Origin of the sequence: Kitasatospora sp. NPDC094019, from assembly GCF_044764505.1 — a bacterium.
Lineage (GTDB): Bacteria > Actinomycetota > Actinomycetes > Streptomycetales > Streptomycetaceae > Kitasatospora.
This window is the reverse complement of record NZ_JBIWIF010000005.1, coordinates 428,781-452,523: the sequence shown is the minus strand read 5'-3', so window position 1 is coordinate 452,523 and position 23,743 is coordinate 428,781. Positions and strand designations below refer to the sequence as shown.

At 72.6% G+C, this 23,743-nt stretch carries 19 protein-coding genes and 1 pseudogene; 10 read left to right on the top strand and 10 right to left on the bottom strand.

All coding sequences use genetic code 11. From position 1 onward, the window contains the following. The first annotated feature begins 27 nt into the window (after positions 1–27). Positions 28–1,455, top strand: coding sequence for a pyruvate kinase (gene pyk / locus ACIQ9P_RS14430; RefSeq protein ID WP_402354811.1), 1,428 nt, complete (start codon positions 28–30; stop codon positions 1,453–1,455). Between the two features lie 74 nt (positions 1,456–1,529). Here pyk and ACIQ9P_RS14425 read toward each other — a convergent pair whose 3' ends face one another. The 4 genes from ACIQ9P_RS14425 to trxA all read right to left on the bottom strand — a co-directional run bounded on the left by ACIQ9P_RS14425 (position 1,530) and on the right by trxA (position 5,976). After that, positions 1,530–3,014: a hypothetical protein gene (locus ACIQ9P_RS14425; RefSeq protein ID WP_402354809.1), complete on the bottom strand. Its 1,485-nt coding sequence runs from the start codon at positions 3,012–3,014 to the stop codon at positions 1,530–1,532. Then, positions 3,011–3,562: a DUF6114 domain-containing protein gene (locus ACIQ9P_RS14420; protein ID WP_402354807.1), complete on the bottom strand. Its 552-nt coding sequence runs from the start codon at positions 3,560–3,562 to the stop codon at positions 3,011–3,013. The genes ACIQ9P_RS14425 and ACIQ9P_RS14420 overlap by 4 nt, the downstream gene beginning before the upstream one ends. Positions 3,563–3,690: 128 nt before the next feature. Then, on the bottom strand, positions 3,691–4,356 hold the full coding sequence (locus tag ACIQ9P_RS14415; protein ID WP_402354805.1) for a DUF6230 family protein: 666 nt from the start codon (positions 4,354–4,356) through the stop codon (positions 3,691–3,693). Positions 4,357–4,980: 624 nt separating this feature from the next. Further along, entirely contained in the window at positions 4,981–5,976 is a 996-nt protein-coding gene (gene trxA, locus ACIQ9P_RS14410) for a thioredoxin (protein ID WP_402354803.1), read from the bottom strand. 538 nt (positions 5,977–6,514) lie between these two features. On the opposite strand from trxA, the gene ACIQ9P_RS14405 reads away from it, so the two are divergent. Then, positions 6,515–7,075, top strand: coding sequence for a TetR/AcrR family transcriptional regulator (locus tag ACIQ9P_RS14405; RefSeq protein WP_402354975.1), 561 nt, complete (start codon positions 6,515–6,517; stop codon positions 7,073–7,075). Between the two features lie 72 nt (positions 7,076–7,147). Here the strand turns inward: ACIQ9P_RS14405 and ACIQ9P_RS14400 are convergent, their stop codons facing one another. From ACIQ9P_RS14400 to ACIQ9P_RS14390, 3 genes are all read right to left on the bottom strand, one after another. After that, the gene (locus ACIQ9P_RS14400) at positions 7,148–8,833 is read right to left on the bottom strand and encodes a methylmalonyl-CoA mutase (protein ID WP_402354801.1); all 1,686 of its coding nucleotides are present in this window, start codon (positions 8,831–8,833) and stop codon (positions 7,148–7,150) included. A gap of 209 nt (positions 8,834–9,042) precedes the next feature. Beyond that, positions 9,043–9,384: a DUF3817 domain-containing protein gene (locus ACIQ9P_RS14395; RefSeq protein WP_402354799.1), complete on the bottom strand. Its 342-nt coding sequence runs from the start codon at positions 9,382–9,384 to the stop codon at positions 9,043–9,045. A 75-nt stretch (positions 9,385–9,459) separates the two neighbouring features. Beyond that, positions 9,460–9,999 carry a MarR family winged helix-turn-helix transcriptional regulator gene (locus tag ACIQ9P_RS14390; protein ID WP_402354797.1) on the bottom strand — a complete coding sequence of 180 codons (540 nt, stop codon included), beginning with the start codon at positions 9,997–9,999 and terminating at the stop codon, positions 9,460–9,462. A 498-nt stretch (positions 10,000–10,497) separates the two neighbouring features. Here ACIQ9P_RS14390 and ACIQ9P_RS14385 point away from each other — a divergent pair, with 498 nt between their 5' ends. Together ACIQ9P_RS14385 and ACIQ9P_RS14380 are read left to right on the top strand one after the other, a co-directional pair. Next, positions 10,498–12,135, top strand: a complete 1,638-nt coding sequence (locus tag ACIQ9P_RS14385) for a M4 family metallopeptidase (RefSeq protein WP_402354795.1) — start codon at positions 10,498–10,500, stop codon at positions 12,133–12,135. Between the two features lie 405 nt (positions 12,136–12,540). Beyond that, positions 12,541–14,148 (top strand): M4 family metallopeptidase, encoded by a 1,608-nt coding sequence (locus ACIQ9P_RS14380; RefSeq protein ID WP_402354793.1) that lies wholly within the window; start codon positions 12,541–12,543, stop codon positions 14,146–14,148. A gap of 112 nt (positions 14,149–14,260) precedes the next feature. Here the strand turns inward: ACIQ9P_RS14380 and ACIQ9P_RS14375 are convergent, their stop codons facing one another. Then, the gene (locus ACIQ9P_RS14375) at positions 14,261–14,584 is read right to left on the bottom strand and encodes a DUF3817 domain-containing protein (RefSeq protein ID WP_402354973.1); all 324 of its coding nucleotides are present in this window, start codon (positions 14,582–14,584) and stop codon (positions 14,261–14,263) included. Between the two features lie 197 nt (positions 14,585–14,781). Here ACIQ9P_RS14375 and ACIQ9P_RS14370 point away from each other — a divergent pair, with 197 nt between their 5' ends. The 4 genes from ACIQ9P_RS14370 (at position 14,782) to ACIQ9P_RS14355 (ending at position 17,824) form a co-directional block, all read left to right on the top strand. Beyond that, positions 14,782–15,420 (top strand): AIM24 family protein, encoded by a 639-nt coding sequence (locus ACIQ9P_RS14370; RefSeq protein WP_078879803.1) that lies wholly within the window; start codon positions 14,782–14,784, stop codon positions 15,418–15,420. Further along, on the top strand, positions 15,420–16,070 hold the full coding sequence (locus ACIQ9P_RS14365) for an AIM24 family protein (protein ID WP_402354791.1): 651 nt from the start codon (positions 15,420–15,422) through the stop codon (positions 16,068–16,070). Before ACIQ9P_RS14370 ends, ACIQ9P_RS14365 begins: the two co-directional genes overlap by 1 nt. Positions 16,071–16,336: 266 nt before the next feature. Then, positions 16,337–17,149, top strand: a complete 813-nt coding sequence (locus ACIQ9P_RS14360) for an AIM24 family protein (RefSeq protein WP_402354971.1) — start codon at positions 16,337–16,339, stop codon at positions 17,147–17,149. Between the two features lie 150 nt (positions 17,150–17,299). Continuing rightward, positions 17,300–17,824: a MarR family winged helix-turn-helix transcriptional regulator gene (locus tag ACIQ9P_RS14355; RefSeq protein WP_402354788.1), complete on the top strand. Its 525-nt coding sequence runs from the start codon at positions 17,300–17,302 to the stop codon at positions 17,822–17,824. Positions 17,825–17,899: 75 nt separating this feature from the next. Here ACIQ9P_RS14355 and meaB read toward each other — a convergent pair whose 3' ends face one another. Both meaB and ACIQ9P_RS14345 read right to left on the bottom strand, forming a co-directional pair. Beyond that, positions 17,900–18,856 carry a methylmalonyl Co-A mutase-associated GTPase MeaB gene (meaB, locus tag ACIQ9P_RS14350; RefSeq protein WP_402354786.1) on the bottom strand — a complete coding sequence of 319 codons (957 nt, stop codon included), beginning with the start codon at positions 18,854–18,856 and terminating at the stop codon, positions 17,900–17,902. Positions 18,857–18,942: 86 nt separating this feature from the next. Beyond that, positions 18,943–20,136, bottom strand: coding sequence for an acetyl-CoA C-acetyltransferase (locus ACIQ9P_RS14345; RefSeq protein ID WP_402354784.1), 1,194 nt, complete (start codon positions 20,134–20,136; stop codon positions 18,943–18,945). 254 nt (positions 20,137–20,390) lie between these two features. On the opposite strand from ACIQ9P_RS14345, the gene mce reads away from it, so the two are divergent. Then, the gene (gene mce / locus ACIQ9P_RS14340) at positions 20,391–20,834 is read left to right on the top strand and encodes a methylmalonyl-CoA epimerase (RefSeq protein WP_402354782.1); all 444 of its coding nucleotides are present in this window, start codon (positions 20,391–20,393) and stop codon (positions 20,832–20,834) included. A gap of 552 nt (positions 20,835–21,386) precedes the next feature. Continuing rightward, positions 21,387–23,743: pseudogene (locus tag ACIQ9P_RS14335) on the top strand (hypothetical protein); the annotation flags it as partial.

The following is a 23,743-nucleotide window of genomic DNA, read 5'->3' as shown; positions in this document are numbered from 1 at the left end:
ATAACACGAACGGATAGACTGATCGATATGCGCCGAGCGAAAATTGTCTGCACCCTGGGTCCCGCGACGGACTCCTACGAACAGCTGAAGGCCATCGTCGAGGCGGGCATGAACGTCGCCCGACTGAACATGAGCCACGGCTCCCACGCGGAACACGAGGAGCGGTACCGCAAGGTCCGCCAGGTCTCGGAGGACACCGGCAAGGCCATCGGTGTGCTGGCCGACCTCCAGGGTCCCAAGATCCGTCTGGCGACCTTCGCCAACGGCCCGGTGACCGTCGACAACGGCGACGAGTTCACCATCACCACCGAGGACGTCCCCGGTGACCAGTACATCTGCGGGACCACCTACAAGGGCCTGCCCGGCGACGTCAAGCCCGGCGACCCGGTCCTGATCAACGACGGCGTCATCGCCCTGGAGGTCGTCAGCGTCGACGGCCCGCGGGTCAAGACCGTGGTCGTCGAGGGCGGCGTGCTCTCGAACAACAAGGGCATCAACCTCCCCGGCGCGGCCGTGAACGTGCCCGCCCTGTCCGAGAAGGACAAGGAGGACCTGCGGTTCGCCCTCCGTCTGGGCGTCGACATGGTCGCGCTGTCCTTCGTCCGCAACGCCGCGGACGTCAAGGACGTGCACGCGGTCATGGACGAGGTCGGCATCCGGGTGCCGGTGATCGCCAAGATCGAGAAGCCGCAGGCCGTCGAGGCCATGGAGGAGATCGTCCTCGCCTTCGACGCGATCATGGTGGCGCGCGGCGACCTGGCCGTCGAGTACCCGCTGGAGCGGGTGCCGCTGGTCCAGAAGCAGCTGATCACCCTGGCCCGCCGGAACGCCAAGCCGGTCATCGTCGCCACCCAGATGATGGAGTCGATGATCCACGCCTCGCGCCCTACCCGCGCCGAGGTCTCCGACGTCGCCAACGCCATCCTGGACGGCACCGACGCGGTCATGCTGTCCGCCGAGTCGAGCGTCGGCAAGTACCCGATCGAGACGGTCCGCACCATGAGCCGGATCTGCGAGAAGGCCGAGGAGGAGCTGCTCTCCCAGGGCCTCCAGCCGCTCAACCCGGGCCGCAAGCCGCGCACCCAGGGCGGCTCGATCGCCCGTGCCGCGTGCGAGCTGGGCGACTTCCTCAACGGCAAGGCGCTGGTCGCGTTCACCAAGTCCGGTGACACCGCGCGCCGCCTGTCCCGCTACCGTTCGCCGATCCCGGTGATCGCGTTCACCCCGGACAACGCCACCCGCAACCAGCTCTCGCTGAGCTGGGGCGTGGAGGCCCACGTCACCGAGCAGGTCGGCTCGACCGACGCGATGGTGGCCCAGGTCGACGGCGAGCTGCTCCGCATCGGCGAGCTGGACGAGGGCGACACCGTCATCGTCACCGCCGGCTCCCCGCCCGGCATCCCCGGCAACACCAACATGGTCCAGGTCCACCACCTGGGCACCCGCACCGCGTAAGCGGCGCGGAACACGCCCGTGGGGCGGTCCCTCCGATCGGGAGGGGCCGCCCCACGGGCGTACGCGGGTCCGGGTCAGGCGTTCCCGGGGTACGGCTGGTCGTCGTTGTAGAGCTGCATGCCGGGGATCTTCAGCGTCCCGCCGAACTGGCCCGACTGGATCGCGGTCACCCCGGTCAGCTCGATCCACAGCGGCAGCTGGAGCTGGCCGATCAGGTCGTAGAGCCACTGCGGCAGCGGCCCGTCCGGAGTGAGGGTGAGCTCGCCCAGGTCGATCGGGATCGGCAGGCCGAGCACCTTGGCCAGGTGGCCGGAGAGCCGCTCGACGTACATGGTGACCGGGCCCTTGCGCATCGTCGAGACCGAGCCCGGCGCGCCCTTCACGTGGAAGGTCTTGCCGTTCCCCTGCAGCGTGGTCATGTGCAGGTTCTCGATGTCGACCGTCTCGACCTCGAACTTCAGCACCCGCTTGGTCCCGGTCGGCGTCTGGACGTTGACCACACCAAGCAGCACCGCGTGGTTCAGGGTGAGCCGGCTGGTCTGGAGGGTCCAGTTCTGGTCCGGCACGAGGATCGGGTTGTCCGGCGGCTTGCCCGCCGGGCTCAGCGCCTTGGTGTCGACCAGGCAGTTCGGGTCCTTCGACGGGGTTCCCGAGGCGGTCGGCGTCGCGGAGGCGGCCCCGGCGGCGGGCTTCGCGGACGCCTTGCCGGGCGCCTTGGTGCCGACGGACGCGGAGGGCGCCGCGCTCCCGGCGGCAGGAGTGCCGGTCGGGGGCGCGGTGGTGGGCTTCGGGCCGGTCGGCGCGGGGGTACCCGGGCCGGTGGCACCCGGGGACGCCGGGGCGGTCGGCGCGGCGGTGCCGGCCGGGCCACCGGTCGGGTCGGCGGCCGGGGCCGTGGACGGCGAGGCGGTCCGGGCCGACGACGCGGTGCCCGGGGCGACGGGCACGGGGGCGGCCGGGGCGACGGCGCGGGACCCGGCGGACGGGCTCGCGGTGGCCGTCGGGCTCGGCGAGCCGCCCGGGTGGAGCAGATCGGCGACGCCGCCGACGATGTCGCCGATGAGTCCGGCCTGGACCACCCCGCCGCCGGTACCCGCCGCGCGGGCCTTGGTGGCGGACGGCTCGGGCGCGGCCGTGCCGGCCGGCGTGGTCGGAGCGGACGGAGCGGTCGGGGCCGTCTCCGCGGGCGGCGTCGGGGCGGGAGCCGTCGTGGGCCCGGCCCCGGGTACGGCCGTCGGCTCGGGCGCGGCCGTGGTCGCCGGCGCCTCGGGGAGCGGGACGGACGGGCCCGGGATCGGCGGCGGCAGCTCGCTCTTGGGCACCGGTGTCTCGGCCACCTTCGGCGGCGCGTCCGGGGCGGTGGCGCACGGCTTGCTGGCCGCGGTCTCCGCGATCGCCGGGTTCGGCGTGTAGGTGGCGGCCATCAGCAGCGCGGTCGGCACCGCCGCCATCGCCAGGGCCCGGCCCCTCAGCCGGAGCCGTACGGGCGTGCGGGGCGCCGCGTGCCGGGGCGAACGGTGCTCCGCCGGCTCGGGGCGCTCCTCGCGCGGGTCGCTCACCGGACCTCCTTGGGCTCTGCGGCCTGCTGCGCCGGAACGCTCCCCCCGGCGGCGGGCGCCTCGACGGCGGGTCCGGCAGCGGTCGGCGCGGTGGCGACGGACTCGGCCGTCGCGCTCTCGGCCGCCTCGGCGACCGTCGGCTCCGGCAGCTTGGCCCACGCCATCATCAGTCCGCCGCCGATGATCCCCGGAAACAGCGCCATGCCGAATCCGGCGAGGTTGGAGACGGGTATCGACACCAGCGTCAGCAGCGTGGTCGCGACGCCCGCGAAGATCCGGACGGCCGGCTGGAACCAGGCGGTGAGCCCGAGGATGATCAGCAGCACGCCGATGATCAGCGAACCGGCGCCCGCCGTGGTCGACATGGCGATGGTCACGCCGCCCAACGAGAGGTGGGCGTAAGGGAAGTACAGGATCGGAACGCCGGCGATCATGGCCAGCAGGCCGCCCCAGAAGGGCCTGGAGCGGCGGAATTCACGGAAGCCCCGCCAGATCGCCCCGACCGGGTTCCGATGTTCGGGCCGAGCCTCGGCCGTTGCGCTGGACATGGTGCGGCTCCTCGATGCCTCTACGAGGGAAGAACTGTGATGTCGGGCCGGGGGCGGTGTTCGCCGCCCCCGGCCCGCGTGGGAACCCGTCACTCGGGCGCGCCGGTGGGCGCGCCGTCAGCTGGGGCTCAGAAGCACTCGTTGCCCGCGCCGTCGCCGCTCTTGAGCTTGAGGCTCAGGCCGTTGAGCACGAAGGTGCCGGCCGAGGTGGCGCGCGCGGTCTGCTTGACGTCGGTCAGCACGGCCTCCTTGGCGGCCTGGGAGAAGCCCAGCGCGCCGGTCGGGAGGTTCTTGCCGGCGTCGCCGAGCTTCGGGTGGCCGTGCCAGCCCTGGGTCGCCGTCCCGGTGAGGGTGGAGGCGTCCTGGCCGATGTTGATGTCGGTGAAGGTCGCGTCGGCGTCCAGCTGCTCGAGGTCGATCAGCAGGTTGTGCGCGGTGACCGGCTTCTTCTCGTCGTTGCCGGCGTTCAGCTGGAGGGTGATCTTGCCGAGGCCGAGCTTCGACAGGTCGGTCACCACCGACTGGCAGAGGTTGTGGATCTCCGCGTCGTCGAAGGCCGAGACGGCGACCGGGTGCGGCGCGCCGTTGGCCTCGATGTCGACCGCGCCGAACTGGGCGAAGTTCGAGCCCTTCAGGTACGTGGTCTTCACCTTGAACTGCTGGCCGGAGACGCTGAACGACGCCGCGAGCGCGCTGTTGGCGATGGAGACACCGACCATCGCGGTGGCCGCGATGCTGGGGACCATGACCAGGGCGAAGCGCTTCCAGCGGGTCTTGCCGTGGGTCTGGGACATGCGTGTCCTCCTTCTGGACGTACATCTCCGGCTCCCCGGTGGCGCGTCCCGCACCGATGGGGGCCTGGGATGGGAGAGAGCTACGTCCTCGGTAGCGGAGAGCGCCGTGGCAACACGGGCGATCCCCCCGAGCGACAACCAGTGACCGCGCGGGCAGCGCGGCCTTACGAAGGACAGGAACCGCCGTGGGAGCGGATACCCCCCTGCCTTCTCGCCGGCGGCGGGGCCGTCGGCAGCCCGGTGGGGATCCCCTACGTCGGGCCCGCCGACCGGCTGCCGGCGGAGGTCGAATCGTGGGGACCGGGCGTGCCGATGCTGCTCGAATCCCGGGCTGAGCACAAGAGGTCGCATTACTGACGGGTAATCCCATACGAGCCGAAACGATCATGGAATCGGCCGGAAAACCACGCAGAGTGACGAAATGGAGGATTCGTGAGGGCGAAATCCCTCGGAAACATCAGCGAAACACCCGTGGACGGTCACATGTCGTGACCGTCCACGGGTGTTGTCAAGATTTGGTAAACCTCAGCGGCGATGACCGGATTGTCGCCAAATCACCAGGCGGCACCGCAGGTCATCCGCCGTGTCACCGGCCGGGCGTGGGCAGCCCGTTCGCACCCGGGGTCAGAACAGCACCCGGGCCAGCGCCTGGCGGGCCGCGGTGACCCGCGGGTCCTCGGTGCCGATCACCTCGAACAGCTCCAGCAGCCGCAGCCGGACCGCGTCCCGGTCCTGGCCGAAGGTCCGGCCGACCGTCACCACCAGCCGGCCGAAGGCGTCCTCGACGTGCCCGCCGACCAGGTCCAGGTCGGCCGCCGCCAGCTGCGCCACGACGTCCTTCGGGTCGGCGGCCGCGGCCGCCCGGACCGCCTGCGGGTCCAGCCCCTCGACCCGGTGCAGCAGCTGCGCCTGGGCCAGGCCGAGCCGGGCCTCGGTGTTGCCCGGCTGCTCGACCAGCACGTTCTCGTACGCCTGGACGGCTCCGGCCAGGTCGCCCCGGTCCAGCGCGTCGTGGGCGGCGGAGAGCGCCGGGTCCTCCGGCCGCTGCGGGGCGGCGACCTCGCCGCCCTCGGCCGGGGCGCCGGCACCGCCGACGATGCCGAAGCGCTGCTCGGCGACCAGGATCAGCTGGTCCAGCACCTTGCGGACGTTCGCCTCGTTCTCGGCACCCTGGAACAGCGGCACCAACTGGCCGGCCACCACGGCCATGACGGCCGGAATGCCCTGGATGCCGAACTGCTGGGCGATCAGCTGGTTGGCGTCCACGTCGATCTTGGCGAGCACGATCCGGCCGGCGTACTCCTCGGCCAGGCGCTCCAGGATCGGGCTGAGCTGCTTGCAGGGCCCGCACCACTCGGCCCAGAAGTCGACGACCACCGGCACCTCGGTGGACCGCTGGACGACCTCGGTCTCGAAGGTGTCCTCGGTGACGTCGATGACGAGCTCGTAGCCGACCCCGACCGGGGCGACCCCGGCCTCCTCCGCGGCGGCCGACTGGCGGGCCCGCTCGGCCCTGGCCTGCTCGGCCTTCTGGGCAGCCTCGCCGGCTGCCTTCACTGCGGCGAGGTCGACCGCGCCACGCAGGGCGGCACTGTTGAGACGAGAATTCCGTGGCTGCATGGCACTATCCTCCCCCGCCCGCGTCGCCGGTGGGCACCAACCTCCCGGAAAACGCCCCGCGCGGGCTGCGCGGTCCCGATTCCCGAGGTGGCGGACCCACCTCCGAGTAGCCTGAACCGTTCGGCGCGGATCCCCATCCGCGCCCGCGCCGGTCCCGTCCCACGGGGACGCGGCGCCTGGTCGTCGCTTTCGCTACGAGTCGTAGCGTAACTGGACCGAGGGCACCCGCCGCAACCCCTATCGGCAGTCCCCCGACGTGAGCTGGGCCACTTTCCCGGGCGCCCCCACTGACCTGGACCTGGAGGAGTCGCTACCGTTACCGGTCCCACCCAAGTTACTTACCGGTAAATCGCAAGGAGGCCCGGTGCCGGCCCCCCAGCCATCCGCGACCCCGCCGCACGAGGTCCGCCCGGCCGAGGCCCCCCAGGACACCCCCCGGGGCCCCGGGCTCGCGCCCCCCACCCGCTCCCCGGAGACCCCCGAGGGGGGCGCCGCCCGGGCCAAGGGGCGGCCCCGCAGCGCCGCCGCGGACCGCGCGATCCTGGACGCCACCCGCGAGACCCTGGCCGAACTCGGCTGGGGCGGGCTGACCATGGGCCATGTCGCGACCAGGGCCGGGGTCGCCAAGACCACCCTGTACCGGCGCTGGCCGTCCAAGAACGAACTCGTGGTCGACGCCGTCGCGAGCCTCTTCGACGAACTGGTGATGCCCGACCTCGGCAGCCTGCGGGCCGACATCGAGGCGGTGGTGACCCAGTTCGCCGATCTGCTGGCCCGCCCGGAGAGCCAGGCCGCGCTGCTCGCCCTGTTCGCCGAGGGCACCCGTGACCGCCAGCTGCGGCGGCGGATCCGGGAGGCGATCGTCGACCCCCAGAAGCGGCTGGTCCGGCAGGGCCGGGCGGCCGCCCAGACCCGGGGCGAACTGGCCCCGGACGGCGACGAGACCACCGCCCGCGAGGAGATCGACATCATCTTCGACACCATCGCCGGCACGGTCGAGCACCGGGTGCTGGTCAGCGGCGAGCCGATCACCCCGGAGTGGACCCGCCGGTTCACCGGTCTGCTGCTCGGCCCGTTCCCGAGCCTGCTCGGCGGCTGAGGGGGGCGACCGGAGGCACGGCGAAGGGCCGTCCGGCACCCGGGGTGCCGGACGGCCCTTCCACGACAGGGCCTAGAACCGGGCGGTCTCCCGGTAGATGCCCCACTCCTCGCGCAGGACGTTGCAGATCTCGCCGAGGGTCGCCTCGGCGCGCACCGCGTCCAGCATCGGCGGGATCATCGAGGCGCCGGACCTCGCGGCGTCCAGCATCGCGTCCAGCCCGGCCCGGACGGCGGCCTCGTCCCGGGCCGCCCGGCGGGCGCCGAGCACCCGGACCTGCTCCCGCTCGACCTCGTGGCTGACCCGCAGGATCTCCAGTTCGGGGGTGACGCTGCGCGGGTGGCAGTTGACGCCGACGACCCGCTTCTCGCCCTTCTCCACGGACTGCTGGTACTGGAAGGCCGCCTCGGCGATCTCGCCGGTGAACCAGCCGTCCTCGATCCCGCGCAGGATGCCGGAGGTGATCGGACCGATCGGGTGGTCCTCCCGGCCCTTGTCCAGGATCTTCCGGAAGATCTCCTCGGCCTGCTGCTCGATCCGGTCGGTCATCGCCTCGACGTACCAGGAACCGCCCAGCGGGTCGGCCACATTGGTGATGCCGGTCTCCTCCATCAGCACCTGCTGGGTGCGCAGGGCGATCTCGGCGGCCTGCTCGGAGGGCAGCGCCAGGGTCTCGTCCAGGGCGTTGGTGTGCAGCGAGTTGGTGCCGCCGAGCACCGCCGAGAGCGCCTCGACCGCGGTGCGGACCACGTTGTTGTACGGCTGCTGCGCGGTGAGCGAGACACCGGCGGTCTGGGTGTGGAACCGCAGCCACTGGGCCTTGTCGGTCTTCGCGCCGAACCGCTCGCGCATCCACCGGGCCCAGATCCGCCGGGCGGCGCGGAACTTGGCGATCTCCTCGAAGAAGTCGAGGTGCGCGTCGAAGAAGAACGACAGGCCGGGCGCGAAGACGTCCACGTCCAGGCCCCGGGAGAGGCCCAGCTCGACGTAGGCGAAGCCGTCGGCCAGGGTGTACGCGAGCTCCTGCGCGGCCGTCGCCCCGGCCTCGCGGATGTGGTAGCCCGAGACCGACAGCGGCTTGTAGGCCGGGATGCCCTCGGCGCAGTGGGCCATCAGGTCGCCGATCAGCCGCAGGTGCGGCTCGGGGGCGAAGAGCCACTCCTTCTGGGCGATGTACTCCTTGAAGATGTCGGTCTGCAGGGTGCCGTTGAGCACGGCCGGGTCGACGCCCTGCCGCTCGGCGGCGACGAGGTACATGCAGAAGATCGGCACGGCCGGGCCGCTGATCGTCATCGAGGTGGTGACCTCGCCGAGCGGGATGCCGCGGAACAGCACCTCCATGTCGGCGGCCGAGTCGATCGCCACGCCGCAGTGTCCGACCTCGCCGAGCGAGCGCGCGTCGTCCGAGTCGTAACCCATCAGGGTGGGCATGTCGAAGGCCACCGAGAGGCCGCCGCCGCCCGCCTCCAGGATCATCCGGTAGCGCTCGTTGGTCTGCTCGGCGTTGCCGAAGCCGGCGAACTGGCGGATGGTCCACGTCCGGCCCCGGTAGCCGGTCGCGTGCAGGCCGCGGGTGTACGGGTACTCCCCGGGCCAGCCGATCCGCTCGAAGCCCTCGACGGCCTGCCCGGGGGCCGGGCCGTAGACCGGCTCGACCTCGTCCCCGGACAGGGTGGTGAAGTCCGCGTCCCGCTTGCGGGAGCTGTCGTACCGCTGCTGCCAGCGCTGCCGTCCGCGCTCGATCTCCTCGGCGTCCATGACCCCGAACTCCGCTCCGTACGGCCGCCACACCAGCGGGCGGCACAGCTATTAGGACGTCCTACCAATTTACTCGGACGTCCTACTATTTGTCGACGGACACCCGGCCAGGGCACCGGGAGCATGCGAAAGGGCGCCCTCCCCCGGACGGGGAAGGGCGCCCTTTCGCGGCCTCGACGGCCTCGGCGCGGCGGTCGGCGGCGACGCGCTCAGACGCCGGCCGGCTGGCGGGCGGCGTCACCGGCGGACGGCGCGGCGGCCGCCTCGGCGACCACCTTGCGCTCGGCCACGAAGGAGGCGAACGGGATGCAGCCGGCGGCGAGGAAGAAGACCATCCGGCCCAGCGGCCACTTGAGCTTCTGGCCGAGCAGGAAGGTCACCACGAAGTACCCGATGTAGAGGTACCCGTGCAGCATCGCGACGTAGGTGGTCACGTCCTCGGCCGCGTGGAAGCCGTACTTCGCGACCATGAAACCGCAGAAGACCAGCAGCGCCACACCGGTCGCAACGGCCAGGGCGCGGTACCAGCCCAGCAGGGGGGTCGCCTTCATCTCTACATCGCCTCGCGAGTCAGCATCGGGGGGTACGTCCGGATCCGCGCACCGCTCCCACGAGGGTAGCCGTCCTCACGCCCCGCCCGGCGCAGGCCCCTCGCCCGGCAGCTCGGCGAAGTCGCCGGCCGCCACCCGCAGCGGGCGGAGCAGGTCGAACACCTCCCGGCACTGCTCGCCGTCGAACTCCTCCAGGCCGAAGTCCATCGCCATGAGCTCCCCGGTCGCCCCCTCGACCACCTCGCGCCCCCGGTCGGTGATCGTGGCGAGCACGCCCCGGCCGTCCAGGGGATTGGGGCGGCGGGCGACCAGTCCGGCCCGCTCCAGGCGGTCGACGGTGTTGGTGACGCTGGTCGGGTGGACCATCAGGCGCTCGCCGATCTTGGAGAGCGAGAGCTCCCCGGTGCGGCTGAAGGTGAGCAGGACCAGCGCCTCGTAGCGGGCGAAGGTCAGCCCGTACGGCTTGAGCACCGCGTCCACACGGGAGAGCAGGATCTGGTGGGCCCGCATGATCGAGGTGATCGCCGCCATCGCGGGGACGGTCCCCCAGCGGCGGGTCCACAGCTCGTCGGCACGGGCGATCGGGTCGAAGTCGAGTGCGAGGGGCTTGGCCACCCGCCAACCGTACCGGCGGGAGGGGCCGCCGCTACCAGTCGTCCTGAGGGATGGACAAGCGCGACACGTGGCGGGATCACGCCAGCGGGTCCGCCAGGTCCGTACCAGCACGTTGCGGGGGTGTGAACGGGTACCAACCGCCTCCCGGCCCGGGGCGGCCGGACTCCGGGGGCCCGCGGACGGCGTCCGCGCCGCTACCGGGCGTCGGTTCGGACAGCAACCCGTCGCCGCGACGCGCGGTTCGCCCCATTCCTCACTCTGTTCACCTTCCGTCACATTGGCGAGACCTGGCCAATCCATGAACGAGACCTGTCATTTCACTTGTTGGATTGTCATGCTTTCGGCCAGCCCCGTTCGGTGGCCACCGCCCCACTCACCGGTGACCGCCGTGAACCGCACGGAGCAGCACGTCAGCGCCCGTTCCGCCCCTCAGGTGCCAACCCCGGCACCCCGGAGCGCGGCGCGACCGCGCACGCGGTTTTCCGGAAGGACCTGTACGTGAAGCGATCGCTCGCAGCCGGCGCCGTACTCTCCGCCACCGCTCTCCTCACCGGCGTCATCCAGGTGAGCACCGCCGCCCAGGCCACTCCCACCCCCTCGGTCCAGGCCCAGGCCGCCGAGCACCGGGCCGGCCTGATCGCCCTGGCGAACGGCGAGTCCGGTCCGCTGACCAAGGCGCTCGGCCTCGGCGGCCAGGAGACCCTGGTCGCCAAGGACGCCGTGGTGGACGCCGACGGCACCCGCCACCTCCGCTTCGAGCGCACCTACGCCGGACTGCCGGTGCTGGGCGGCGACCTGGTCGTGCACCAGGCCGCCGGCGGCGCGGTCGAGGCCGTGGACAAGGCCGTCGCCGTGCCGATCGCGGTGCCGAGCCTGACCCCGGCGATCCCGGCCGACAAGGCTTCCGCCCAGGCAACCGGCGCGGTCGCGTCCAGCGTCGGCATCGCCGCCGACAAGGACGAGTCCCCGCTCGCCGAGGTGCACCAGGCCGGTGCCGCCGAACTGGTCGTCTGGGCCACCGACGGCAACCCGCGACTGGCGTACCGGACCACCGTCCGGGGCGTGCGCGCCGACGGCACCCCCAGCAGCCAGCTGCTGGTCACCGACGCCGCCACCGGCCAGGTGCTCTCCACCCACGAGCAGGTGCAGACCGCCACCGGCACCGGCAAGGGCGTCTTCGTCGGCAGCGTCCCGCTGACCACCGCCAAGAGCGGCTCCACCTACCAGCTGAAGGACGCCTCCCGCGGCGGACAGTCCACCAGCGACCTGAAGGGGAAGACCACCGGCTCGGGCACCCTCTTCACCGACGCCGACAACGCGTGGGGCGACGGCACCGCCGCCAACCGCCAGTCGGCCGCGGTGGACGCGCAGTTCGGCGCGGCGGCCACCTGGGACTACTACAAGAACACCTTCGGCCGCAGCGGCATCAAGAACAACGGCGTCGGCGCCACCAGCCGGGTCCACTACGGGCGCAACTACGTCAACGCGTTCTGGGACGACTCCTGCTTCTGCATGACCTACGGCGACGGCAGCGGCAACACCAACCCGCTGACCGCGCTGGACGTCGCGGGCCACGAGATGACCCACGGCGTCACCTCGGCCACCGCCGGCCTGAACTACTCGGGCGAGTCCGGCGGCCTCAACGAGGCCACCTCGGACATCTTCGGCACCATGGTCGAGTGGTCCGCCAACCTCGCCGCCGACAAGCCGGACTACCTCATCGGCGAGGAGATCGACATCAACGGCGACGGCACGCCGCTGCGCTACATGGACAAGCCCTCCAAGGACGGCGGCTCGGCCGACTCCTGGTCCTCGGGCGTCGGCAACCTGGACGTGCACTACTCGTCCGGCGTCGCCAACCACTTCTTCTACCTGCTGGCCGAGGGCAGCGGCGCCAAGGTGATCAACGGCGTCGGCTACAACAGCCCGACGTCCAACGGCTCGACGGTCACCGGCATCGGCCGCGACAAGGCCGCGGCGATCTGGTACCGCGCGCTGACGGTCTACTTCACCTCGACCACCAACTACAAGGCGGCCCGCACCGGCACCCTGAGCGCCGCCAAGGACCTCTACGGCGCCGGCAGCGCCGAGTACAACGCGGTCGCGGCCGCGTGGAGCGGCGTCAACGTCAACTGACGCCCGGTCCGACGGACGCCCGGGGCCCCCGCCGACAGGGGAGGCCCCGGGCGTCCGTCTTTCTCCCGCCCGCGTAGCAAGGCCCGCGGAGGGCGACAAGGGTCGCCGCTGGCGGGATCCCGCCAGCGGACGAAAGCGGACAACCGGCACAACCGTCGCACGGTCACCATCCGTTCGCACCGTGGCGAGACCTGGCCAATACCCGGTGGCCACCTGTTGTTCGACGGACTGAATTGTCATGCTTCTGCCCAAGCCCCGTCCGGACGTCCGTCGCCCCACCCACCGACGGACCGTCAGGCCGCACGGAGCAGCACGTCAACGCCCTACCGCCCCACGGCGCCAACCCCGGCGCCCCGGTACGCGGCGTGACCGCGCACCCGCGGTTTCGTGGAAGGAACCCCGCACGTGAAGCGAAAGCTGACAGCCGGCGCCGTACTCTCCGCCTCCGCACTGCTGGCCGGCGCCATCCAGGTCGCCGCCGCCCCCGCCCAAGCCGCCCCCGTCCAGCAGCGGGAGGCGATCGTCGCCCTGGCCGGCCAGCAGGCCGCGCCGGTGGCGAAGGCGCTCGCCCTCGGCGGCCAGGAGCAGTTGGTCGTCAAGGACGCGATCGTCGACGCCAACGGCACCCGCCACCTGCGCTACGACCGGACCTACGCCGGACTGCCGGTCCTGGGCGGCGACCTGATCGTCCACCAGAAGGCGAACGGCACCATCACCTCGGTGGACCGCGCCTTCGACGGCCGGCTCTCGCTGCCGAGCCTCACCCCGAAGCTCTCCGCCGGCACCGCGTCCACCCAGGCCGTCGACTCGGTCCGGGCCACCGTCGGCATCGCCCCGGCCGACGAGGACGCGTCCCCCGTCAGCCGCGTGGACGGCGCGAGCAGCCCGACCCTGGTGGTCTGGGCCGGCGACGGCAGCCCGCGACTGGCCTACCAGACCGTGGTCCACGGCGAGCGCGCCGACGGCACCCCGAGCAGCCAGCGGCTGATCACCGACGCCGCCACCGGCCAGCTCCTCTCCACCCACGAGGAGGTGCAGACCGCCACCGGCACCGGCAAGGGCGTGCACGTCGGGACGGTCACCCTGACCACCACCCAGAGCGGCTCCACCTACCAGCTCAAGGACGCCTCCCGCGGCAACCAGTGGACCGGCAACGCCAAGAGCGGCAACGCGCTGTACACCGACGCGGACAACAACTGGGGCAACGGCAGCGCCTCGGACACCCAGTCCGCCGCGGTCGACGCGCAGTTCGGCACCGGGGCGACCTGGGACTACTACAAGGCCAAGTTCAACCGCAGCGGTATCAAGAACAACGGCGTCGGTGCCAGCAACCGGGTGCACTACGGCAACGCCTACGTCAACGCCTTCTGGCAGGACTCCTGCTTCTGCATGACCTACGGCGACGGCGCCAACAACACCAACCCGCTGACCGCCGTCGACGTGGCCGGCCACGAGATGAGCCACGGCGTCACCTCGGCCACCGCCAACCTCACCTACTCCGGTGAGTCCGGCGGCCTCAACGAGGCCACCTCGGACATCTTCGGCACCATGGTCGAGTGGTACGCCAACCTGCCCTCGGACGTGCCGGACTACCTCATCGGCGAGAAGCTCAACATCAACGGCAACGGCACCCCGCTGCGCTACATGGACAAGCCCTCCAAGGACGGCGCGTCCAAGGACTCCTGGTACTCCGGGGTCGGCAACGTCGACGTCCACTACTCCTCCGGCGTCGCCAACCACTTCTTCTACCTGCTGGCCGAGGGCAGCGGCGCGAAGGTGATCAACGGCGTCAGCTACAACAGCCCGACGTCCAACGGCTCCACGATCACCGGCATCGGCCGCGACAAGGCCGCCGCGATCTGGTACCGCGCGCTGACGACCTACTTCACCTCCAGCACCAACTACAAGGCCGCCCGCACCGGCACCCTGAACGCCGCCAAGGACCTCTACGGCGCGGGCAGCGTGGAGTACAACACGGTGGCCGCGGCCTGGAGCGCGGTGAACGTCAACTAGCCGACACCGGACCACTCCCGGAAAAGCCGCAGGCTGCCGGGGCCCACTGGGAGAGGCGGCCCCGGCAGCCTGTCGGCGTCGGGCACGGGGAGGGTTCGCGCGGGCCGGTCGGTCAGGCCGCGGCCGGCACCGCGGCCGCGGCCCCGGCGCGCTCCTCCTTGGCGAGCATCCGCTCGGCCACGAAGCCGCCGCCGGGCAGTACCGACAGCACGAACAGCACGGCGCCGCGCTTGACGTCCCACTTCTGCGACTGCCAGGCCATGATCCAGAAGACCACGTAGAGGACGAACAGGATCCCGTGGACCATGCCCATCACCGGCACGCCGTTGAAGCTGGTGGTGCGCTTGAGCACCGAGCAGAGCAGCAGGAGCAGGAACGAGACCCCTTCGGGGCCGGAGACCAGGCGCAGGCGGTGGACGGCGCTGCTGTTCACGATGGGTACCTCGATACGGGGGCTCGGAGATCGCTTGTGAACCGGCTCACAAGCATCCGTCCCATTATCACCGAGCACATGTCCGACCCCTCCCCCGGGGGTGCGCGGACCGGAGGCCGGACCACCGCTTTGTACCGGACGCGTACCAGAACCCGGCCTCCCCCTCCCCCGCCCGGCCCGTCGACCGCTACATTGCGGCCGTGGCACAGTTTCGACTCCAGGGGTCCAAGACGCTCGCCGTCGACATGACCGGCGACCTCGTGAAGGCCAAGAACGGTTCAATGGTCGCCTACACGGGCCAGATGAACTTCAAGAAGCTCAGCGGTGGCGGCGACGGCATCCGCGGCATGGTGACGCGCCGGCTCACCGGCGAGCAGATGACGGTCATGGAGGTGAAAGGACAGGGCACCTGCTACTTCGCCGACCAGGCCACCGAGATCAACCTGGTGCGGCTGAACGGCGAGACGCTCTACGTCGAGTCCGACAATCTGCTCTGCACCGAGGGCACGCTCAAGACCGGGACCAGCTTCACCGGCCTGAACGGCGTCTCCTCCGGCAACGGCCTGTTCACCACCAAGGTCGAGGGGCACGGCTGGGCCGCGGTCACCTCCAAGGGGCCGGCCATCATCCTCCGGGTGTCCCAGGGCATGCCGCTGCGGGTCGACCCCGGCGCGTACGTGGCGCACACCGGCAACCTCAACCGCTCCATCAAGTCCGGCGCCGGCTGGAGCACCTTCATCGGCGAGGGCGGCGGCGAGGCCGTCCAGGTGGAGTTCACCGGCGAGGGCCTGGTCTACGTGCAGCCCTCCGAGAAGCTGACCGTCGGGGGCGACGTCTGATGGCGTTCACGAAGCTCAACAGCAAGATGATCGAGGCCCGGGTCGTGCCGGGGCAGCGGCTGTTCAGCCAGCGCGGCGCGATGCTCGCGTACACCGGCGAGGTGCGGTTCACGCCGAACATCACCGGCGGGCAGGGCGGCGTGATGTCGATGATCGGCCGCCGGGTGGCCAACGAGGACACCCCGCTGATGACCGTCGAGGGCCAGGGCAGCGTGATGTTCGGCCACGGTGGCCACCACGTGCAGGTGATCGACCTGACCGGCGACACCCTGTACGTCGAGGCCGACCGGCTGCTCGCGTTCGAGGGCTCGCTCCAGCAGTCCACCATGTTCATGGGCTCGCAGGGCGGCGTGATGGGCATGGTCCGCGGCCAGGTGACCGGTCAGGGCCTGTTCACCACCAAGCTGGACGGCCACGGCGCCGTCGCGGTGATGGCGCACGGCGGCGTCTTCGAGCTGCCGATCACCCCGAACCAGCCGGTGCACGTCGACCCGCAGGCGTACGTCGCGCACCGCGGCCAGGTCCAGAACAAGCTGTCGACCGCCCTGGGGTGGCGCGACATGATCGGCCGCGGCTCCGGCGAGGCGTTCCAGCTGGAGCTGTCCGGGCACGGCACGGTGTACGTGCAGGCGAGCGAGGAGAAGCTCTGATGTCCTACCCGCCGCAGCAGCCCCCGTACGGGCAGCCCCAGGACCCGTACGGCCAGCCGACCCAGCCCGGCTACCCCGCCGCCCCGCCGCCCGGGTACCCCCAGCCCGGCTACCCCCAGCAGGGCCAGCAGCCGTACCCCCCGCAGCCGTACCCCCCGCAGGGCTACCCGCAGCAGGGCGGCTACCCGCCGCCCCCGCCGCAGGGCTACCCGGCGCAGCCGCCGCAGCAGTACGCCCAGGAGCAGTACGGCGGCGCCCAGGCCCCGCTGCCCAAGGCGCAGGACGGCACCGGGCCGGTCGTCCACGACGTGCACAGCCTGCCGTCCAACGACAACGTCAACCCGTACGCCTTCTCGGTGGACCTCAACGGCTCGTACTTCCTGCAGAAGGGCAAGATGGTCGCCTACTACGGCGACATCTCCTTCAAGGGCGTCGGCGCCGGCGCGATCGACCGGATGCTCGGACAGCACTTCAACTCGCCGATGCACGCGGCGGACTGGGTGGTCGCCGAGGGCCGCGGCAAGCTGCTGCTGGCCGACCGGGCCTTCGACCTCAACTCCTACGACCTGGAGGAGGGGAACCTCACGGTCCGCTCGGGGAACCTGCTGGCCTACGAGCCCACCCTGCGGCTCAAGCAGTCGATCATCCCGGGCTTCCTGACCCTGATCGGCAGCGGCAAGTTCGTCGCGGCCTCGAACGGGCCGGTGCACTTCGTCGAGCCGCCGATCCGGGTGGACCCGCAGGCGCTGGTCGGCTGGGCGGACTGCCCCGCGCCGTGCCACCACTACGACCACGACTACATGCACGGTGTGATCGGCGGCCTGCGCCGGCTCACCGGGCTGGGCGGGGCCTCCGGCGAGGAGCACCAGTTCGAGTTCATCGGCGCCGGTCAGGTGCTGCTCCAGTCCAGCGAGGTGCTGATGGCCGAGCGCGCCGTCGGCCAGGTGCACGCCGAGGCCGGGGTGCCGATGGGCGGGGTGCCGGGCCAGCACGGCGCCGGCCACGGCGGCCAGCTGCCGAACGTGAACGTGCCCGGCCTCGGTAACCTGGGCGACCTCGGGCGGCGCTTCGGGCTCTGACCCGCCCCGCCGGTCCTTCCGGTACGGCGCCGCGCCTCCCGTGCGGCGCCGTGGCCGGATCCCGACGGCCGACGCGTGGGCGGCGGGCGGACGCCGCGTGGGCGCCGACAAAGTCGTACAACATTGAACTAAGTGCGGTATCGTAGAACCATGGACACGCACACCGTCGACCCGGCAGACGTCTCGGCCCCGCAGCCCGAAGGGCCCGAGGAGGAGACCCCCTGGCTGACCGTCCGGGAGCAGCGGTTGTGGCGCGCCCACCTGGAGGTCGCCAAGCTGCTGGAGTACCAGCTGAGCCGCGAGCTCCAGCCGCACAACCTGGCGATCAACGACTACGAGATCCTGGTCGTCCTCTCCGAGGCGCCCGAGCGGCGGCTGCGGATGACCGACCTGGCCACCGCGACCCTCCAGTCGAAGAGCCGGCTCTCGCACCAGATCACCCGCATGGAGAACGCCGGCCTGGTCCTGCGCCAGGAGTGCCCCGGCGACCGCCGCGGCCTCTACGCCCACCTCACCGAGCAGGGCTGGGCGACCATGCAGCGGGTCGCGCCCTGCCACGTGCGCAGCGTCCGGGCCCACTTCATCGACCGCCTCTCCCCCGAGCAGCTCGACGCGATGTACGAGGCGCTCGCCCCGGTCGCCGAACACCTGCGCGGGCTGCGCGGACGCGGCTGAGCCGCTCCGCGCGACCGCGCGCCGACGGCCGGCACCCCCTCGGCGGGGTGCCGGCCGTCGGCGCGGGAACGGTCGTCAGCTCGTGGTGAGGCCCGCCACCAGGCGGTCGGCCGCGCCGTACGGGTCCAGTTCCCCGGCCACCACCTGTTCGGCCAGGGCGGCCAGCTGCCGGTCGCCGTGCAGGTCGCCGATCCTGGCCCGCAGCGCGGACAGCGCGATCGCCTCGATCTCCTGCGCGGCCCGGCGGCGGCGGCGCACCTCCAGCTCGCCGTGCTCGGCCAGCCAGGCGCGGTGCTTCTCCAGCGCCTCGACCAGCTCGTCCACGCCCTCGCCCCGGGCCGCCACGGTCTTCAGGATCGGCGGGCGCCAGGCCCCCGGCTCGCGGGCCTCGCCGAGGCCCAGCATGTGGTTCAGCTCCCTGGCGGTGGCGTCGGCGCCGTCGCGGTCGGCCTTGTTGACCACGAACAGGTCGCCGATCTCCAGGATCCCGGCCTTGGCGGCCTGGATGCCGTCGCCCATGCCCGGGGCGAGCAGCACCACCGCGGTGTCGGCCTGCGCGGCGATCTCCACCTCGGACTGCCCGACGCCGACGGTCTCGACCAGGATCACGTCGCAGCCGGCCGCGTCCAGCACCCGCAGCGCCTGCGGGGCGGCCCAGGACAGGCCGCCCAGGTGGCCCCGGGTGGCCATCGAGCGGATGAACACCTCGGGGTCGGTGGCGTGGTCCTGCATCCGGACCCGGTCGCCGAGCAGCGCGCCGCCGGAGAACGGCGAGGACGGGTCGACGGCCAGCACGCCGACCCGCCTGCCCAGCCGCCGGTAGGCGGAGACCAGCGCCGAGGTGGAGGTGGACTTGCCCACGCCCGGCGAGCCGGTCAGCCCGACCGTGTAGGCGTGCCCGGTGTGCGGCGCCAGCGCGGCCATCACCTCGCGCAGCTCCGGCGCGGCGTTCTCGACCAGCGAGATCAGCCGGGCGACGGCCCGCGGACGGCCCTGCCGGGCCTGCTCGACCAGGGTCGGCACATCGATCATGGGTGGGTCTCCTTGCGCCGAAGGGCTGCGGATCGCTTGTGGCGATCCGCAGCCCCGGTGTGGTTCGGTCGGTGGCCGGTGCGGGGTCAGACCTTGGGGACCCGCACGATCAGCGCGTCACCCTGGCCGCCGCCGCCGCAGAGGGCGGCCGCGCCGATGCCGCCGCCGCGGCGCTGGAGCTCCAGCGCGAGGTGCAGCACGACCCGGGCGCCGGACATCCCGATCGGGTGACCCAGCGCGATCGCGCCGCCGTTGACGTTGACGATCTCCGGGGAGACGCCGAGGTCCTTGGTCGACTGGTGGGCGACGGCGGCGAACGCCTCGTTGATCTCGATCAGGTCGAGGTCCTCGACCGCGATGCCCTCCTTGGCCACCGCGTGCCGGATCGCGTTGGACGGCTGCGACTGCAGCGAGTTGTCCGGGCCCGCGACATTGCCGTGCGCGCCGATCTCGGCGATCCAGCTCAGGCCCAGCTCCTCGGCCTTGGCGCGGCTCATCACGACCACGGCGGCGGCGCCGTCCGAGATCTGCGAGGAGGTGCCGGCGGTGATGGTGCCGTCCTTGGTGAACGCCGGGCGCAGCCGGGCCAGGCCCTCGACCGTGGTGTCGGCGCGGATGCCCTCGTCCTGGGCGAAGACGACCGGCTCGCCCTTGCGCTGCGGGATCTCCACCGGGACGATCTCGGCGTCGAAGACACCGTCGGCCTGCGCCTTGGCGGCGCGCTGGTGCGAGGCGGCGGCGATCTCGTCCTGGACCTCGCGCGGGATGCCGAGCCGGGTGTTGTGCTTCTCGGTGGACTCGCCCATCGGGATGTTCTCGTAGGCGTCGGTCAGGCCGTCGTGGGCCATCGCGTCGAGCAGCTCGATCGCGCCGTACTTGTAGCCCTCGCGGGACTTCGGCAGCAGGTGCGGGGCGTTGGTCATCGACTCCTGCCCGCCGGCCACCACGATGTCGAACTCGCCGGCCCGGATCAGCTGGTCCGCGAGCGCGATCGCGTCCAGGCCGGAGAGGCAGACCTTGTTGATGGTGAGTGCCGGGACGTTCAGCGGGATGCCGGCCTTGACGGCGGCCTGGCGGGCCGGGATCTGGCCGGCGCCGGCCTGGAGGACCTGGCCCATGATCACGTACTCGACCTGGTCGCCGGTGACACCGGCCCGCTCCAGCGCGGCCCTGATCGCGAAGGCGCCGAGCTCCGCGCCGGAGAAGCCCTTCAGGGAGCCGAGCAGCCGCCCCATCGGGGTTCGTGCCCCGGCAACGATCACAGAGGTGGTGTTGGTCATGGGACGAGCCCCTTTGCACGTCGTGGCCGGGTGGAGGATGCCGCTCAATGTACTGACCCCTTACCCACCCGTCACCGGACCCATGGTGTGATCGAGCGCACTGACACCGTCCGGTCAACACCGTGCCGACCCGGCCCGGGTGAACCCTGCCGGGTCCGTGTGAGCAGACTCGCACCCCGATCGGTGGCGCCGGGGAGCGCCATGCGCTGCACTGTTGCCGACCTGTCGCGCCCGCCCCTCACCGGAGGCCATCCGTGCTCACCCGCATCGACCACATCGGCATCGCCTGCCGCGACCTCGACAAGACGGTCGAGTTCTACCGTGCCACCTACGGCTTCGAGGTGTTCCACAGCGAGGTCAACGAGGAGCAGGGGGTCCGCGAGGCCATGCTCAGGATCAACGACACCGGGGACGGCGGCGCCTCCTACCTCCAGCTGCTGGAGCCGATCCGGGAGGACTCCCCGGTCGGCAAGTGGCTGGCCAAGAACGGCGAGGGCGTCCACCACATCGCCTTCGGCACCGCGGACGTCGACGCCGACTCCGAGGAGATCCGCGCCAAGGGCGTCCGGGTGCTCTACGACGAGCCGCGGACCGGCTCGATGGGCTCACGGATCACCTTCCTGCACCCCAAGGACTGCGGCGGGGTGCTGACCGAGCTGGTCACCGCCGCCGGGCCGGGCGCGCACGAGGACCACTGACGCCTCCCCGGGTGCCGCCGCGGTGCGGCACCCGGGTCTCCGGGCCCCGCCACCCCCATGACCGGCCGGTAACCTCGCCGCCGGGCCGGAAAACCCCCACGCGGCCATTCCCCCGCCGCACGCTCCCACTACAATGCCCAGGTGCGCGAAGGCTCCGGGGGACGGAGACGACGGGCACGGCCGAAGACAGGCCCGCCCGCCCAGGTGGGAGGCCCGTCGCAGGGGAGTCCACTACGCGGGCACGGCTGAACAGTCGCAAGACGGATCTGTCACCATTCTCCACAAGGCAAGAGTTCGCCCAGGAGTCCACCCGGACGGGGGAACGCGGATCGACCGCGCTCCCACGCCCCGGACTCCGACGACGCGGCGGAGGTTCCCGGTACGACGGGGGCGTCCGGACGTCCGCGATGCAAGGACCAGTCGGAACGGCGCCCGGACCACGGGAGCGGACCGGCCGGGTCGAGGACGCGACCAGGAGATGGATGGGACCGCGGAGTGCGGGGCTACGACCGCTACGAGGTTGACGATCACCTCTCCCAGTTCGAGGCCGAGATGGATCGGACTCGGAAGGAGCGGGACAAGTCAGTCGAGCATGCCGAAGACCTCGCCTACCAGGTGGAGGTGCTCCGGGCCAAGCTGCACGAGTCCCGCCGGATGCTCGCCCAGCCGCGCGCCTTCGACGCCGTTTCCGGCCAGGCCGAGCAGATGCTCCGCACGGCCGAGATGCAGGCCCAGCAGCTGCGCGCCGACGCCGAGCGCCAGCTGCGCGAGTCCCAGGCCGCGACCCAGCGGATCATGGCCGAGACCGCCGAGCGCACCGCCCGGCTGGAGGCCGAGCTGGCCGCCCGCCGACGCCAGCTGGAGGACGAGCTCGCCGAGCTGCGGCGCAGCGCCGAGCAGCACGTCAACGAGAACGTCAGCTGGGCCGAGCAGGCCCGGGCCGGCACCGAGCAGGAGGCCCAGCGCCTGCTCCAGGAGGCCCGCGGCGAGGCCGACCGGCTGATGGCCGCCGCCCGCGCCGAGGCCGCCGCCCTCTCCGACCACGCCCGCGCGCAGACCGCCGCCGACGTGGACGCCGCCCGCGGCGAGGCCCAGGCCGCCGCCGAGGCCGCCCTCCACCGGGCCCAGAACGACGCCGAACGGCTGCTGCGGGCCGCCTCCGAGCAGGCCCAGCAGGCCGGCGCCCAGGCCGCCGCCGATGTCGACGCCGCCCGCGGCGAGGCCCAGCTGCAGCTCGCCGCCGCGCACGCCGCCGCCGAGCAGGAGCTGACCGCCGCCCGCGCCGAGATCGGCCGGCTCACCGAGGCCGCGGCCGCCGAGCAGGCCCGCGCCGAGCAGCAGTTGTCCCACGCCCAGGCGGAAATAGCACGACTGCGCGCCGAGGCCGTCGCCGAGGCCGAGCGGGCCCGGCAGGAGGCCGCCGAGCTGCGCGCCAGGACCGAGGCCGCCGCCGAGCAGTTGCAGGCCGCCGCGGAGGCCGCCGCCGAGCGGCGGGTCGCCGACGGCGAGGCCGCCAGCGAGCAGCGCTCGCAGACCGCCCGCGCCGAGGTCGCCCGGATGGTCGCCCAGGCCACCAAGGAGGCCGACGCGATCCGCGCCCAGGCCGCCACCCGGCAGGCCGAGGCGGACGCCGCCAAGGCCGCCGCCTCCGAGGAGAGCGAGCGGCTGCGCGCCACCGCCGAGTCGGTGGCCGGCCAGCTGCGTGCCGAGGCCGAGGCCGCGATCGCCGAGATGCGGGCGCAGGCCGACCGGGACGTCGCCGAACTGCGGGCCCAGGCCGAGAGCGCCGCCGAGCGACTGCGCGGCGAGGCCGAGGAGGCCGGCCGGGCGGCCGGTGCCACCGAGGCCGCCGCCCATCTGGCCAAGGCCGCCAAGAGCGCCGAGCAGATGCTCGACCGGGCCGGCCAGGACGCCGAGGCCACCCGTACCGGGGCGACCACCGAGGCCGAGCGGGTCCGGGCCGAGGCTGCCGCCGAGGCCGAGCTGCTGCGCGAGCAGGCCCGGGCCGCGGTCGAGGCCGCCCAGAACGCCGCCCTGGACGACGCCGCCGCGATCCGCGAGCGGATCCAGGAGATGCAGGACGAGGCCGCCCGGCTGCGCGCCGAGGCGGAGGAGCTGCGCGCCCAGGCCGCCACCGAGGCGGAGCGGGTGCGCGGCGAGGCCCGTCGGCAGGCCGTGGCGCAGATCGAGGAATCGGCGAAGACCGCCGAGGAACTGCTCACCAAGGCCAAGTCCGACGCGGACGAGCTGCGCTCCGGCGCGGCCGCCGAGATCGAGCGGCTGCGCGAGCAGAGCAAGGAGCAGGCCGCCGAGACCCAGGGGCGGGCCGAGCAGACCCTGGAGCGGGCCCGCGCCGAGGCCGCCAAGATCACCGCGACGGCCGAGCAGCAGGGCCAGGACGCGCTCACCGCCGCCAAGGCCGCGGCCGCCGAGAACCGCTCCGCCGCCGAGCGGGAGACCGCCGAACTGCGCCGCGAGGCCACCGAGTTCGACCAGCAGCTGCGAGCCGGGGCGAACGCCGCCGCGCAGGCCCTGCGGGCCGACGCCCAGGCCGAGGCGAACGCCGTCCGGGACGCCGCCGTCGGCGCCGCCGAGCGGCTGCGCACCGAGACCGACGCCGAGACGGCCCGCACCCGGGCCGAGGCCCACGCCGCCGCCGAGGCACTGCGCGAGGAGAGCCGCCGCGAGCGCGAGGAAGCCTCCGCCGGGCTGCTCCGGGAACGCGAGGAGACCGCCGAGCAGCTGGCCGCCGCCACCGCGGCGCGCGAGCAGGCCGAGGACGCCGCCGAGCGGCTCCGGGCCGAGAGCGAGGCCGCCGCCGAGCGGCTCCGGGCCGAGGCCGAGGCCGCCGCCGAGCGGCTGCGCACCGGGGCCGAGGCTTCCGCCGAGGAACTCACCGAACGCACCGC

Excerpts from the sequence above, each read along its gene's own strand:
- ACIQ9P_RS14345 (WP_402354784.1), bottom strand. The coding sequence starts at position 20,136 with ATGACCAACACCACCTCTGTGATCGTTGCCGGGGCACGAACCCCGATG.
- ACIQ9P_RS14355 (WP_402354788.1), top strand. The coding sequence starts at position 17,300 with ATGGACACGCACACCGTCGACCCGGCAGACGTCTCGGCCCCGCAGCCC.
- ACIQ9P_RS14365 (WP_402354791.1), top strand. The coding sequence starts at position 15,420 with ATGGCGTTCACGAAGCTCAACAGCAAGATGATCGAGGCCCGGGTCGTG.
- ACIQ9P_RS14395 (WP_402354799.1), bottom strand. The coding sequence starts at position 9,384 with ATGAAGGCGACCCCCCTGCTGGGCTGGTACCGCGCCCTGGCCGTTGCG.
- pyk (WP_402354811.1), top strand. The coding sequence starts at position 28 with ATGCGCCGAGCGAAAATTGTCTGCACCCTGGGTCCCGCGACGGACTCC.
- meaB (WP_402354786.1), bottom strand. The coding sequence starts at position 18,856 with ATGATCGATGTGCCGACCCTGGTCGAGCAGGCCCGGCAGGGCCGTCCG.
- trxA (WP_402354803.1), bottom strand. The coding sequence starts at position 5,976 with ATGCAGCCACGGAATTCTCGTCTCAACAGTGCCGCCCTGCGTGGCGCG.
- ACIQ9P_RS14415 (WP_402354805.1), bottom strand. The coding sequence starts at position 4,356 with ATGTCCCAGACCCACGGCAAGACCCGCTGGAAGCGCTTCGCCCTGGTC.
- ACIQ9P_RS14420 (WP_402354807.1), bottom strand. The coding sequence starts at position 3,562 with ATGTCCAGCGCAACGGCCGAGGCTCGGCCCGAACATCGGAACCCGGTC.
- ACIQ9P_RS14400 (WP_402354801.1), bottom strand. The coding sequence starts at position 8,833 with ATGGACGCCGAGGAGATCGAGCGCGGACGGCAGCGCTGGCAGCAGCGG.